Annotated in this window: 10 protein-coding genes; 5 read left to right on the forward strand and 5 right to left on the reverse strand. The window is 58.7% G+C overall.

Translation table 11 applies throughout. The annotated features are described in order from the left end of the window. Nucleotides 1–8: 8 nt before the first annotated feature. Entirely contained in the window at nucleotides 9–770 is a 762-nt protein-coding gene (locus tag EDF70_RS04255; protein ID WP_132272068.1) for a glycosyltransferase, read from the reverse strand. 36 nt (nucleotides 771–806) lie between these two features. Then, nucleotides 807–1,631 (reverse strand): glycosyltransferase family 25 protein, encoded by an 825-nt coding sequence (locus tag EDF70_RS04260; protein WP_132272069.1) that lies wholly within the window; start codon nucleotides 1,629–1,631, stop codon nucleotides 807–809. Nucleotides 1,632–1,724: 93 nt separating this feature from the next. On the opposite strand from EDF70_RS04260, the gene EDF70_RS04265 reads away from it, so the two are divergent. After that, nucleotides 1,725–2,534 carry a glycosyltransferase family 2 protein gene (locus EDF70_RS04265; protein ID WP_132272070.1) on the forward strand — a complete coding sequence of 270 codons (810 nt, stop codon included), beginning with the start codon at nucleotides 1,725–1,727 and terminating at the stop codon, nucleotides 2,532–2,534. 5 nt (nucleotides 2,535–2,539) lie between these two features. Here EDF70_RS04265 and EDF70_RS04270 read toward each other — a convergent pair whose 3' ends face one another. After that, nucleotides 2,540–3,601 carry a glycosyltransferase family 4 protein gene (locus EDF70_RS04270; RefSeq protein WP_132272071.1) on the reverse strand — a complete coding sequence of 354 codons (1,062 nt, stop codon included), beginning with the start codon at nucleotides 3,599–3,601 and terminating at the stop codon, nucleotides 2,540–2,542. A gap of 30 nt (nucleotides 3,602–3,631) precedes the next feature. Beyond that, complete coding sequence (gene greA / locus EDF70_RS04275; protein WP_132272072.1) at nucleotides 3,632–4,108, reverse strand: transcription elongation factor GreA; 477 nt, start codon at nucleotides 4,106–4,108, stop codon at nucleotides 3,632–3,634. 232 nt (nucleotides 4,109–4,340) lie between these two features. Between greA and EDF70_RS04280 the strand changes: the two genes are divergently transcribed. The 3 genes from EDF70_RS04280 to EDF70_RS04290 all read left to right on the forward strand — a co-directional run bounded on the left by EDF70_RS04280 (nucleotide 4,341) and on the right by EDF70_RS04290 (nucleotide 8,182). Beyond that, nucleotides 4,341–5,573: a putative DNA modification/repair radical SAM protein gene (locus EDF70_RS04280; protein ID WP_132272073.1), complete on the forward strand. Its 1,233-nt coding sequence runs from the start codon at nucleotides 4,341–4,343 to the stop codon at nucleotides 5,571–5,573. Beyond that, nucleotides 5,570–7,048: a UdgX family uracil-DNA binding protein gene (locus EDF70_RS04285; RefSeq protein ID WP_132272074.1), complete on the forward strand. Its 1,479-nt coding sequence runs from the start codon at nucleotides 5,570–5,572 to the stop codon at nucleotides 7,046–7,048. The genes EDF70_RS04280 and EDF70_RS04285 overlap by 4 nt, the downstream gene beginning before the upstream one ends. 99 nt (nucleotides 7,049–7,147) lie before the next feature. Further along, a complete protein-coding gene (locus tag EDF70_RS04290) occupies nucleotides 7,148–8,182 on the forward strand; it encodes an alpha/beta fold hydrolase (RefSeq protein ID WP_132272075.1) in 1,035 nt (344 codons plus the stop codon). Nucleotides 8,183–8,268: 86 nt separating this feature from the next. On the opposite strand, the gene carB is transcribed toward EDF70_RS04290, so the two are convergent. Next, nucleotides 8,269–11,754, reverse strand: a complete 3,486-nt coding sequence (gene carB / locus EDF70_RS04295) for a carbamoyl-phosphate synthase large subunit (RefSeq protein WP_132272076.1) — start codon at nucleotides 11,752–11,754, stop codon at nucleotides 8,269–8,271. Nucleotides 11,755–12,150: 396 nt separating this feature from the next. Between carB and EDF70_RS04300 the strand changes: the two genes are divergently transcribed. Next, nucleotides 12,151–13,362: an MFS transporter gene (locus EDF70_RS04300; protein WP_132272077.1), complete on the forward strand. Its 1,212-nt coding sequence runs from the start codon at nucleotides 12,151–12,153 to the stop codon at nucleotides 13,360–13,362. Nucleotides 13,363–13,403 lie beyond the last annotated feature (41 nt).

Raw genomic sequence — 13,403 nt, forward strand, 5'->3', positions numbered from 1 at the left:
CCGCTTTGTTATGCGCTCTCGACCAGATCCATGATTTCCTGTTCGGAATAATCTTTTCGGTTTCGCACCTGCCAATGCACGAATGCCGTGTCGCCCGGTGCCGCTTTAACGAGACGGTTCTCGTCCAGTGCCGCAGCCTTTACAATATGGTTCCAACGCTGTTCCAGTATGGTGAACTGCATCCCCTGTCTGAAGCACGCCATGCCAAGGTAGTTCTGGTCCAGGCGATAGAAGCGCGGCAGAAATGCCAGACGCATTGCGGCAGAATAGGCCGTGATATTGGGAAAGTTCCGGCGCGCTGCGACAAGCCCCTCGCGGCTGTAGACAATGACGCCGGAATTGAAGGCGCGTGTCTTTCCGTCTGGCAGGCGTGGAGGGCTGGCCCTGAAAACGCCACCGCAAACCATCGCCCAACGATTGTCATTCCGATCGTTCAGCCAGCGGGGACGATCCTCGCGAATTTCGGCTGCCAGTTCCTCGACCATGCCGATATGATCGACGTCGCAGGTCAGGATATCGGCAGGCGCCGCCTGCTTCGGATAAACATCCGCGTCGATGTAGATGACCCTGTCATATGCCAGAAAGCTGTCGTCATAGATCGGGCGGAGCGCATGATAATATTCAGAATATTTGCCTTTGAAAAAGTCAGGATTTTCATCGAAGCGATAGTCTGCGCCATGGCGCTGCGCATAGGCTTTGAATAGTCGTGCGCTTAAGCCGGCATAGGCCGGAACCGGCCCTTTCCAGAATTGGTAGATAAGAGTTTTCATTCAAAGCTCCGAGAAATCACTTCCGCCGTTCCGGTGTCATCGGTGTCTGTCGGATTGCCTTGTAAAATCGACGCGAACATTCACCTGACAGGAAAACGGATTAAGCCTGCTTCCCGATACGGCCCTGTTGAATTGGCCCCAAAATCGGCGGGCCTCACGCGCAACTTTCTGGCCAAGCGTCTTGCGTTTGCGGTTGACCTCCCAAGCCCGTGTAATGTCGCTGGACAATGCCTCTGCCGTTTCCCCTATGAACTGGTCTTGTATGCAGAGTGCAGGCATCATTTGATAGATCGACATGCGGCTGAACAGAGAAGACGCGGGATCGAACAGAATCTGGTCGATGGCCATATGCACGCTACCCATTTCGTTCAGCAACCTGCTTGCGCTATTCGGCGTCAAAATATAGCCGGCCATGCCAAAATGCTGGCCGAGCAGTTTTGCCAGGCTGTGCCCGTGCTCCAGCGGAACGCGTGTTTTCGAGACCGCTGTCTTCCATTTCCTCACCGTCTCGATCTTTACGATTTCGGCGTCGGCCGGAACCCAGTCGCCCGACTTGAGAAATGTCGAAGCTTCTGCCGAAAAATGAATGTCGTCTTCCAGAATAACCGCGTGACCGCTTGGCATCGCCGCGATCTTTTCCCAGGCGTGCCGGTGGCTGAGCATGCAGCCGACCTCGCTTGGAGACAGACAGAGGCTGCCATCCGGCTTTCTTTGCGACCAGCGAGCAACGTCTTCGTCACTCAGCTTCTTGCCATCGACGGCGTCAAGCCGCTCGAATTCCAGCCCTTGCGCACCAAGAAGTCTCTCCATGCGCTCCAGGCGTTCGGGATTACGCGCCAGATTGATGACGAAAATCTTCATGACCCGCTACCTTTCCTCTCGTCGCTCGTATAGATGCTGCCGAAACTCAGTCGTCTTCCGCGCCTGAGACATTGTTGTCGACGGATACGAGACATGACCGGCCTTCTGCCTATATCGGGCTTCATCATCTGCCTCAATGAAGAGAACTATCTAGGGCGCTGTATCGAAAGTCTCAAAGGTTTTGCCGAGATTGTCATCGTCGATTCTGGCTCAACCGACAAGACCTCAGAACTCGTTCAATCCTACATCGACAAGGGCTGGCCGATCCGGTTCATGTATGAGCCATGGCGCGGTTATGCGGGCCAGAAGCAGTTTGCGCTTGAGCAGTGCAGCCAGCCATGGTGCTTCAATATCGATGCGGACGAACGGCTGGACGATCAGTTTCTTGGGCTGCTGCCCAAACTGGTGGAAGCGCCCGCGGATGTGGTCGGATGGCGGATTGCGCGCCGTCCCTATCTGATCGGTTATGGTTACACGCCCGAAAACGTGCGTGAACGCCAGAACCTGCGCATGATCCGCAGCGGCAAGGGGCAATACGACCTCAGCCAGAAGGTTCACGAGGGGATCACGCCTGAAGGGCGGGTGAAGGACACGCCAACCGGCAGCCTTCTGCATTTCAGGCCGCTTCTTCTCGACGAGCAGATTCTCAAGGAAAACAAGTACTCCACCCTGAAAGCCGATCAAAAGTTGGCTGAAGGCAAGAAGTCGAAGCTGAAGAAATTACTATTTTCGCCAACCGTCTATTTTCTTCGGCTGTATTTCTTCAACGGTTTGTGGCGCTGTGGTGTGCCGGGCCTCATTCAGGCGATGACGGGGGCGTCCTATTCGTTCCTGACGCAGGCCAAGATCTACCAGCGCAATGCACTGAAAAAACATCCGATCGAGGATCGTATCGAGCGGTAAGCCGTTTATGAAGCGGTGGCCGCATAGATGCGGCCCAGAGTTTCCGCTTCGCCCTCGATATTGAAATTCTGCCCGGCGTGAGCGAGCGCGCGCTTTGCGGCAGCAAGACGTCGCGGTTCATCGTCCATGAAACGGGCTGTGGCCGATACCATGGCATCGAGATCATCACGGGCGATGATTTCGCCCGTTTCATGTTCTCCTGTCACCACCAGTTCCGGGAATGCACCGACATCTGTCGCCACCACTGGCACAGCCGTCGCCATGGCTTCGAGCGGGGTGAGGCCAAAACCTTCCCAGCGCTGCGGTGCGACGAAAAGATCGAGTGCGCGATACCAATCGTTGATATTGGTGTGCTCGCCGACGAACAGGATGCGATCGACGAGGCCGGCAGCAGCTACCCGCGCTTTCAGCTCGTTTTCGAATGCAACGTGTTGTGCCGTGGCGCGACCGGCGATGATCGCGACCCAGTCAGGGCGCGATGGCAATAGCCGGATCATGGCGTCGACGAAAAGGTCGGTGCCTTTCTGATGGCGCACGCGACCGAAGCAGCCGACGATCTTTTTCGTATCATCCAGCCCGCAAGCGCGCTTCGCCGCGGTTTTTTCCTCAGGCGGGGAAAAACGCTGGGTGTCGATGCCGTGCAGCACGACCGTGTTCGGCACTTCCAGATAGGCGGAGGTTTTGGCGCTGGTTGCGATGACCGCATCCATTTTCGACACCAGCCACCTGGTCCAGCTGGAATGTTTTCGCTGCGAGGCGGAGGTGAAGACGATGCGGATTTTCATCCGCAGCACATCGCGCATGAAGATCGCCGGCAGCATCTCGATGTTGCGGCGGGCATGCCAGACGCGCACCGGCCATGCGGCGGGCGCCGACCAGAGATGCACAAGATCACGAAAACGGATGAAGGGCAGGGTGCCTGGCAGGCCGGGGCCGAGCGAGGCTATGTGCTGGCCCTGCCGGCTCTGAACCGGCAGGAGCTGGATGATGGTCGACGTCACGCCGGAAAGGCGCCGCTTGAAGTTCGGCGCGATCACCTGAACCTTGCGAATGTCTGCAAGCGGCACGTCTGTCTCCGGCGGGATATTCGGGGCTGATCAGCCCCAGGTAACGGCGAGGATTTCGTAGGCTTTCGAACCGCCCGGCGCGACGACTTCGATGGAATCGCCGGCTTCCTTGCCGATCAGCGCACGTGCGATCGGCGACGAAATCGAGATCCGGCCCTGCTTCACGTCGGCTTCCTGGTCGCCAACGATCTGGTAGATCTTCTCTTCCTCGGTGTCCTCATCGACCAGCTTGACGGTGGCGCCAAACTTGATCGTCGAACCCGACATTTTCGACAGGTCGATGATCTCGGCGCGAGCCGTCAGATCTTCAAGCTCGGATACCCGGCCTTCATTGTGGCTCTGGGCTTCCTTGGCAGCATGATATTCGGCGTTTTCGGACAAGTCACCATGGGCGCGTGCTTCAGCGATCGCCTCGATGATGCGCGGACGCTCTTCCTGCTGACGCCAGCGAAGCTCTTCCTGAAGCTTCGTGAAACCGCCTGGCGTCATCGGTACCTTTTCAACCATTTCCTAAGTCCTCGACCCCGTGCCCGGCATGTCCGGACACAAAAAGAAACAGGTCCCGGAGCATAAACTCCGGAACCGTCCGAAAATCACTATTTGCGCCAGTATAACAGAATTCTGACAGCAAATTCCAATAAAAACAGAGATAGTGCAGGTGCGGGCGATTTCACAGGGGGGGAATTGGTTTTGCAAGGTTTCTTGACATTACGGCGCAGAACATATAGTGAACGCGCTAATGAAGAAGTCGCTCAAAGAACGCCTCGCCATCCTTTCCGATGCCGCCAAATATGATGCGTCCTGCGCATCGAGCGGTACGGTGAAACGAGATTCGTCAGCCTCCGGCGGATTGGGTTCGACGGAAGGTTCCGGCATCTGCCATGCCTATGCGCCGGACGGGCGATGCATTTCGCTTCTCAAGATTCTGATGACGAATTTCTGCATCTATGACTGCGCCTATTGCATCAATCGCTCCTCCAGCAACGTCGAGCGGGCGCGGTTTTCGGTGGAGGAGGTGATCTGGCTGACGCTGGAATTTTATCGGCGCAATTATATCGAGGGGCTGTTTCTGTCCTCGGGCATCATTCGGTCCTCCGATCATACGATGGAAGAAATGGTGCGCATTGCCCGCGAGCTTCGCACCACCCATAATTTTCGCGGCTATATCCATCTGAAATCCATTCCCGAAGCGTCAGCCGCGCTGATCGAGGAAGCAGGGCTTTACGCCGACCGTTTGTCGATCAATATCGAGCTGCCGACGGATGCGGGCATCGGCAAATTCGCGCCGGAAAAACGGCCCGACAATATCCGTAGTTCGATGGGCAATCTGCGCCTGAAAATCGAAGAGATGGCGGAGCCGACCCTGCAGACCAAACGTCGCCGGAAATTTGCGCCGGCGGGGCAGAGCACGCAGATGATCGTGGGGGCCGATGCCGCCGATGACGCGACCATTCTTGGCACCAGCGCGCGGCTTTACGGCAGCTACGGTCTGAAGCGCGTTTATTATTCGGCGTTCAGCCCGATCCCCGATTCATCCAAGAACCTGCCGCTGATAAAGCCTCCGCTGATGCGCGAGCACCGGCTTTATCAGGCCGACTGGCTTTATCGCTTTTATGGTTTCGATATCGGTGAGATCACTTCATCGCGTGCCGACGGCATGCTCGATCTCGACCTTGATCCCAAACTCGCCTGGGCGCTTGGACACCGCGATCGGTTTCCCGTTGACGTGAACCGTGCTGACAAGGAGGCGCTTTTGCGGGTGCCCGGTTTCGGCACGAAGACTGTGAAATCCATTCTGTCTGCCCGTCGTTTTCGCCGGCTGCGGCTGGAGGATGTCGGTCGCCTCGGTGTATCGCTCAAGAAGGTGCAGACCTTCATCACGGCCGAGGGGTGGACGCCGCACCGGCTGGTGGATCGCGCCGATCTGCGATCGATGTTCATGCCGAAGCCCGAGCAGCTGCAACTGTTATGACGCAGACATGTTTCCTTGAAGGGCGCGGGGACGTCGGGGAGTGGCGGGATGCTGCGCGACGTTTTCTGCTAGCGGGCGTGAAGCCGGGGGAAATAGATTGGCGCTTGTGTGACGAGGAGCAGGGGCTGTTCGGTGCACGCGGTGTGGATGCCGGCGATTCTCCGCGTGGGCATGGTGAAAACGAGCAGGTGGCACGCCCGATCAGTGTTCCGCCTGCTTTCCTGCACCTTGCCGAAGCTGTTGTCTGCCATGCCGACCCTGGACGTTTTGCGCTTCTTTACCGCCTTCTCTTTCGGCTGAGGGAGGAACGGCATCTGCTGGAGGTGAAATCCGACGCGGATGTCGTGGCGGCACACCGCATGCACAAGTCGGTCGGGCGCGACTATCACAAGATGACTGCCTTCGTCCGTTTCAAGGAAATGCCGTTGCCGCAAGGTGTTGCCGGCAGGCGGCGGTTTATTGCGTGGTTCGAGCCAGATCATTTTATCGTCGCTCGTGTGGCGCCATTTTTCCAGCGCCGTTTCAACGACATGGACTGGATCATCGCAACACCACGCGGTTCGGCCTCGTGGGACGGCGAGACATTGCGCACGACGACGGAGCCGGCTGACAAGCCTGATATCCGCGATGAGACCGACGAACTCTGGCGCACCTATTACGCTTCCATCTTCAATCCGGCGCGGCTGAAGGTGAAGATGATGATGACGGAGATGCCGAAGAAATACTGGAAAAACCTTCCCGAAGCGGATCTCATCCCCGGCCTTATCGCCGGCGCGGAAGCCAGGGTGCTGGATATGGGGCGACGGCAGGCAAGCGAGCCGCTGCCGTTTCACCACCGTCTTCAGGAGGCCGCCGCTCATTTGCCGCCGGACGCGCCTGCCGCCGAAGTCGGCACGATCGAAGCGTTGCGACAGGAGGCTCGTCATTGCAGCCGTTGTGACCTGCATTGTCGTGCCACGCAGACGGTTTTTGGCGAGGGTGCGGTTGATGCCCGTATCATGATCGTTGGCGAACAGCCGGGCGATCAGGAGGATCTTGCCGGACGTCCGTTTGTGGGGCCTGCCGGCAGGGTGTTCGACGAGGCGCTGATGCTCGCCGGTATCGATCGCCAGCGGCTCTATGTCACCAATGCCGTCAAACATTTTAAATATGAGCCGCGTGGAAAACGCCGTATCCATCAGCGTCCCAATATGGGCGAGGTCCAGCAATGCCGCTGGTGGCTGACGCGGGAGATCGATCTGGTGAAGCCGAAGCTGATTGTCGCCATGGGGGCTACGGCATTGTTTTCACTGACTGACGCCAAGGATCGGCTGGAGGATGTTCGCGGACGCCCGATCGTGATGGATAACGAGCGGACGTTATTTGTGACTGTGCATCCGTCCTATCTGCTGCGCATTCCGGATGAAGGCAGGCGGGCTGAGGAGTTGGCACGGTTCAGGGAGGAGATACGCCAGCTCGGCCGATGGGCTGTCTGATGCACGATCTCCGTCAGTATTCATCGAGACATGCGCAATATTTGTTGTAAAAATACCAATACTAAATCATGTTTTGAATGAAGAAGAGTGGGGGACGATATGACTGATACATACATCATGTGTGCCCGCCGGCGTGTGGGAAACGAATTCACGGCAGAACCCGGACCAATTCGATATCTCAAGGTACCGGGCGCTGATGTCGCCTATGACGCAAGTCATATCGTTGGAAGCCCGAAAGAATGGGCTGCAGAAGTTCAGGGCCTTGCCGACGGCGATGAGAACCCGAACTCCATTGGCCCGGTGGGCGATGTTCTGGTCTTTGTTCATGGCTATAACAATGCAATGGCAGACGTGTTGCGCCGTACACGGCAACTGACTTTGGATTTACGGGCGGAGGGCTGGCGTGGTCAGATCGTTGCCTTCGATTGGCCAAGCGCCAACCAGACCCTGAACTATCTTGAGGATCGCCGGGATGGAGCACAGGTCGCTATCGATCTGGTGACCAAGGCAATCCGCCTGTTGAGCGAAGGGCAGAAAAAAGGCTGTTTGACCAATGTCCATCTGCTGGCCCACTCGGCAGGCGCCTATGTGACGATGGAAGCGTTCGTGCAGGCGGAAAAGGACGGCCCCTTGCGCAATAGCCCCTGGCGTGTCGGTCAGGTTGCCTTCATCGCCGGGGATGTTTCGGCTGCAAGCCTTTCCAGCAGCAGTGACTGGTGCAGGCCCATGTTTGATCGCATCATGCGACTGACCAACTATTCCAATCCCTTCGATGCAGCATTGGCCGTCTCCAATGCAAAACGTCTGGGGGTTGCTCCGCGTGCCGGCCGTGTGGGGTTGCCGGACGACGCGCCTCGCAAGGCGGTTGATGTCGATTGTGGGCCGTATTTCGAGAAACTTCCCCCCGATCCTGCCTTCGGAGGGGTCTCATGGACCCATTCCTGGTATATCGGTAACCGGGTGTTCGCACGCGATCTGGCTATGACTTTGGAAGGCGCGATCGACCGTCAGTCACTGCCGACGCGTATCAAGCAGGATGGCAAGCTGGTGCTTGTCGATCGGCCGAGGCCTGCCTTCCAGGATCAATGGGGTATCAAGGAAACCGCGAAATTCATGGAAGCGCGGATCGTCTGAGACGGGATACCGTATAAGCGGAAAAGAAAAAACGCGCCGTGCCCATATGGGTGCACGGCGCGTCGCATGATTTGATCTCAGACAGCTCAGAAATAGCTCTGCAGCGGGCGTACTTCGAGATTGCCGGCCTTGAGGGCCTTGATGGCCATGGCGGCGGCTTCGGCGCCGGCCATCGTCGTGTAGTAAGGCACCTTCTGCATCAGCGTGGCGCGGCGCAGCGACTTCGAATCCGAGATCGCCTTGTTCGAGTCCGTCGTGTTGATGACCAGCTGGACCTGACGGTTGCGGATGGCATCCTCGATATGCGGACGGCCTTCCAAAACCTTGTTGATCTTGGTGGCTTCGATGCCGTGTTCGGCAAGGAAACGGGCGGTGCCGCCGGTGGCGATAACCTTGAAGCCGATCTCGACCAGAAGGCGGATCGCCGGCAGGACGCGTTCCTTGTCGCTGTCGCGGACAGATACAAAGACCGAGCCGTCACGCGGCAGTTCGACGCTGGCGCCGAGCTGGCTCTTGGCAAAGGCGAGCGCAAAATCGGTGTCGAGGCCGATGACTTCACCGGTCGAGCGCATTTCCGGGCCAAGCAGGGTGTCGACGCCGGGGAAGCGGGCGAACGGGAATACGGCTTCCTTGACGGCGATGTGCTTCAGGTTGCGCGGATCCGGTTTGGAGCCATAGGCGGCAAACGTTGCGTCCAGCTTTTCGCCGGCCATGGCGCGGGCAGCGATCTTGGCGATCGGTGCGCCGATCGTCTTTGCGACGAAAGGAACGGTACGCGAAGCGCGCGGGTTGACTTCCAGCACGTAGACGGTGCCGTCCTTGATGGCGAACTGCACGTTCATCAGGCCGACGACGTTGAGGGCTTTGGCCATCGATTTGGCCTGACGCTCCAGTTCGTCGATCATCTCGTTCGAAAGCGTGCGCGGCGGCAGCGAGCAGGCACTGTCGCCGGAGTGAATGCCGGCTTCCTCGATATGTTCCATGATGCCGGCGACATAAACGTCGGTGCCGTCGCAGAGGCAGTCGACGTCGACTTCGATCGCGTTGGACAGGTAGCTGTCGAACAGGAGCGGGTTCTTGCCGAGCAGGGTGTTGATCTGGCCGGTCTTGTCGTTCGGGTAACGCTGCTTGATGTCTTCCGGAACCAGTTCCGGAACGGTGTCGAGCAGATAGGTCTGCAACTGGCCTTCCGAATGCAGGATCTGCATGGCACGGCCGCCGAGAACGTAGGACGGGCGAACGACCAGCGGGAAGCCGATTTCGGAGGCGACGAGGCGTGCCTGTTCGACCGAGTAGGCGATGCCGTTGTTCGGCTGCGTCAGGTCGAGCTTCATAAGAAGCTTCTGGAAGCGGTCGCGGTCTTCGGCAAGGTCGATCATGTCGGGCGCTGTGCCAAGGATCGGGATGCCGTTCTTCTCCAAGGCTTCGGCAAGCTTCAGCGGCGTCTGGCCGCCGAACTGCACGATGACGCCGACGACTTCGCCCTTTTCCTGTTCCGCGCGGAGAATTTCGATGACGTCTTCAGCCGTCAGCGGCTCAAAATAGAGGCGGTCGGAGGTGTCGTAGTCGGTGGAAACCGTTTCCGGGTTGCAGTTGATCATGATCGCTTCATAGCCGGCATCCTTCAGTGCGAAGGCGGCGTGGCAGCAGCAATAATCGAACTCGATGCCCTGACCGATACGGTTCGGGCCGCCGCCGAGAATGACGACCTTCTTGCGATCGGAGATTTCCGCTTCCGAGCGCAGCGCGCCAACGAAAGGCGTCTCATAGGTCGAGTACATGTATGCGGTCGGCGAGGCGAATTCCGCAGCGCAGGTATCGATGCGCTTGAAGACGGGGCACACGTTGAGTGCGTTGCGCAGTTCGGCAACTTCCTTCGGGCGCTTTTTCGACAGGCTGGCAAGGCGTGCGTCGGAGAAGCCCATGGACTTCAGCTTGCGCAGGTTTTCGGCATCGGTCGGCAGGCCGTGCTCGCGAACACGCTCTTCCATGTCGATGATCGCCTTGAACTGGGCGATGAACCATGGATCGATCTTGCAGGCTTCGTGGACTTCCTCTTCGGTGAGGCCGAAACGCAGCGCCTGGGCAACCTGGCGCAGGCGGTCCGGCGTCGGCGTGCCGATGGCGGCGCGGATGGCGTTCTTGGAGCCTTCGCCCTCTTCCATGCCGGGGATTTCGATCTCGTCGAGACCGGTCAGGCCGGTTTCGAGACCGCGCAGCGCCTTCTGCAGCGATTCGGCGAAGGTGCGGCCGATCGCCATGACTTCACCGACCGACTTCATGGCGGTGGTCAGGACCGGTGAGGCGCCCGGGAATTTTTCAAAGGCGAAACGCGGGATCTTGGTGACGACATAGTCGATCGACGGTTCGAACGAGGCCGGCGTCGCGCCGCCGGTGATGTCGTTGTCGAGTTCGTCGAGTGTGTAACCGACGGCAAGCTTGGCGGCGACCTTGGCGATCGGGAAGCCGGTGGCCTTCGACGCCAGAGCCGAGGAGCGCGAGACGCGCGGGTTCATTTCGATGACGACGAGGCGGCCGTCCTTCGGGTTGACGGCGAACTGAACGTTCGAGCCGCCGGTCTCAACGCCGATTTCGCGCAGGACCGCGATCGAGGCGTTGCGCATCATCTGGTATTCTTTGTCGGTCAGCGTCAGGGCAGGGGCAACCGTGATTGAGTCGCCGGTGTGGACGCCCATCGGGTCGATGTTTTCGATCGAGCAGATGATGATGCAGTTGTCCGCGGTGTCGCGGACCACTTCCATCTCGTATTCCTTCCAGCCGAGCACCGATTCTTCGATCAGCACTTCGGTGGTCGGCGAGGCATCGAGGCCGCCGCCGATGATTTCAAAAAACTCCGAGCGGTTATAGGCGATGCCGCCGCCGGTGCCGCCCATGGTGAAGGACGGGCGGATGATGGCGGGCAGGCCGACAACGTCGATCGCCTGTGCGGCAATCGCCATGGCGTGGCTGATGTAACGCTGCTTGCGGTCGGTCTCGCCGAGGTTCCAGGTGTTTTCCAGCGCGTCGAGCGCCTTGTCGAGGTCGGCGCCCGAAAGCGTTTCCTTGAGCTTGTTGCGCTCGGCTTCGTGCGTCTTGCGATCGGCATCCTTGATGTCGGTGGCGTTGGCCAGCATCGACTTCGGGGTTTCGAGGCCGATGCGCGACATGGCTTCGCGGAACAGCGCGCGGTCTTCGGCCATGTCGATCGCAGCGGGCTTGGCGCCGATCATCTCGACATTGTAGCGGTCGAGCACGCCCATGCGCTTCAGCGATAGCGCGGTGTTGAGGGCGGTCTGGCCGCCCATGGTCGGCAGAAGTGCGTCCGGGCGTTCCTTGGCGATGATTTTTGCGACGACTTCAGGCGTGATCGGCTCGACGTAGGTGGCGTCGGCAAGGCCTGGATCTGTCATGATCGTTGCCGGATTGGAGTTGACCAGAATGACCCGGTAACCCTCTTCGCGCAGCGCCTTGCAAGCCTGGGTGCCGGAATAGTCGAACTCGCATGCCTGGCCGATGACGATCGGACCCGCGCCGATGATGAGGATCGATTTGATATCTTGGCGCTTTGGCATGGTCTCTATCCGCTTTTTTCTGCGCAAAAAGCCGGCTCGGGGCATGAATAGCTCCGGTCGGGTGGCGTGCGCATGATTTTTCTGGCTAGACGCGGCTTATAGGCAAAAGCGGCGGGTATGAGAACCCCATAAATGGGCATATCGACAGGAAATGTATGGCGCGTCACGGGATGGCGGTGATGCAGCCGGATTTTCACATCGCTAAGCAGCTTTGGCCTCACAGCTTGCAAAGTGCACTGCTCTCGTCATGCGACTGCTGACAAAAAAACAGCGAACCGTACCGATCGACGTGCGGCTGGCATGGACAAAATTGATCTCAATCCATTAATTGCTAAATCAACGATAATGAATGCAACGGCCATCCAAGACGACGACCGCTTGCGCGGAGGAAACAGAATGGCCGATGCGACTTCAAAGCCTGTGGCGGCAATCGCTGCCGAGGCGACCGTGCTGCCGATCATTTTTGCCGTCAGCTTCAGTCATATGCTGAACGACATCATGCAATCGATGATCGCCGCCATCTACCCGATGCTGAAGACGGATTATCAGCTGGATTTCTGGCAGATCGGTATTCTCACGCTCGCCTTCCAGTGCACCGCGTCGCTCCTGCAGCCGCTCGTCGGCATCGTTACAGACAAGAAACCCTATCCCTATTCGCTGCCGGTCGGCATGGCTTCGACCCTGCTGGGTCTTGTTCTGCTGGCCACCGCGCATGATTACAACATGCTGGTTCTGGCAGCGTCGCTGGTCGGGATCGGTTCTGCCATCTTCCATCCGGAATCCTCGCGCGTGGCGCGACTTGCCTCGGGCGGCCGATATGGTTTTGCGCAATCGGTGTTTCAGGTTGGCGGCAATCTCGGCACAGCGATCGGTCCATTGCTTGCCGCCTTCATCATCGTGCCGCGCGGGCAGGGCAGCGTCGCCTGGTTCTGCATCGCGGCGATCATCGGCATCATTGTGCTGAGCCGCGTCGCGTCCTGGTACAAGGCTCATATGGCCGCCAATGCCGGCAAGAAGAAAGTCGTGCATGCGCATTCGCTGCCACGCAACACGGTGGTCGTCGCGCTCGTCATTCTGGCGCTTTTGACGTTTTCCAAAAACATCTACATGGCCAGCATCGGCAGCTATTACACGTTCTTCGTCATCGAGCGTTTCGGTGTGACGGTGCAGCAGTCGCAGCTGATGCTGTTCGTGTTTCTCGGTGCCAGTGCGCTGGGGACGGTGGTCGGCGGGCCGATCGGTGACAAGTTCGGCTCCAAGGTGGTGATCTGGTTCTCCATCCTCGGCGTGCTGCCGTTCACGCTTGCCATGCCGTTCGCCAATCTGCCGCTGACGATCTTTTTGTCGGCGATGGTCGGCTTCATCATGGCCTCGTCCTTCCCGGCCATCATCGTCATGGCGCAGGAACTGGTGCCGGGACGTGTCGGCATGATCGCCGGTGTGTTTTTCGGTTTTGCTTTCGGCATGGGCGGTATTGCTGCGGCGGTGCTTGGCCTTCTGGCCGACGCCCATGGTATTGCCTTTGTTTATGCCATCTGCGCCTTCTTGCCGGCGCTTGGCCTGCTGACGATTTTCCTGCCCGGCAAGGCCTCGCTTCGGGTAGCCTGAGGCATTTGTCGGCATCTCATGCGGTAAAATGACGGAAGCCC

The sequence above is a fragment of the Neorhizobium sp. JUb45 genome (genome assembly GCF_004343585.1).
GTDB lineage: Bacteria > Pseudomonadota > Alphaproteobacteria > Rhizobiales > Rhizobiaceae > Neorhizobium.

What these genes read in the sequence shown, in the direction of transcription:
- EDF70_RS04255 (WP_132272068.1), bottom strand. Translation starts at nt 770, where the DNA reads ATGAAAACTCTTATCTACCAATTCTGGAAAGGGCCGGTTCCGGCCTAT.
- EDF70_RS04260 (WP_132272069.1), bottom strand. Translation starts at nt 1,631, where the DNA reads ATGAAGATTTTCGTCATCAATCTGGCGCGTAATCCCGAACGCCTGGAG.
- EDF70_RS04265 (WP_132272070.1), top strand. Translation starts at nt 1,725, where the DNA reads ATGACCGGCCTTCTGCCTATATCGGGCTTCATCATCTGCCTCAATGAA.
- greA (WP_132272072.1), bottom strand. Translation starts at nt 4,108, where the DNA reads ATGGTTGAAAAGGTACCGATGACGCCAGGCGGTTTCACGAAGCTTCAG.
- EDF70_RS04280 (WP_132272073.1), top strand. Translation starts at nt 4,341, where the DNA reads ATGAAGAAGTCGCTCAAAGAACGCCTCGCCATCCTTTCCGATGCCGCC.
- EDF70_RS04285 (WP_132272074.1), top strand. Translation starts at nt 5,570, where the DNA reads ATGACGCAGACATGTTTCCTTGAAGGGCGCGGGGACGTCGGGGAGTGG.
- EDF70_RS04290 (WP_132272075.1), top strand. Translation starts at nt 7,148, where the DNA reads ATGACTGATACATACATCATGTGTGCCCGCCGGCGTGTGGGAAACGAA.
- carB (WP_132272076.1), bottom strand. Translation starts at nt 11,754, where the DNA reads ATGCCAAAGCGCCAAGATATCAAATCGATCCTCATCATCGGCGCGGGT.
- EDF70_RS04300 (WP_132272077.1), top strand. Translation starts at nt 12,151, where the DNA reads ATGGCCGATGCGACTTCAAAGCCTGTGGCGGCAATCGCTGCCGAGGCG.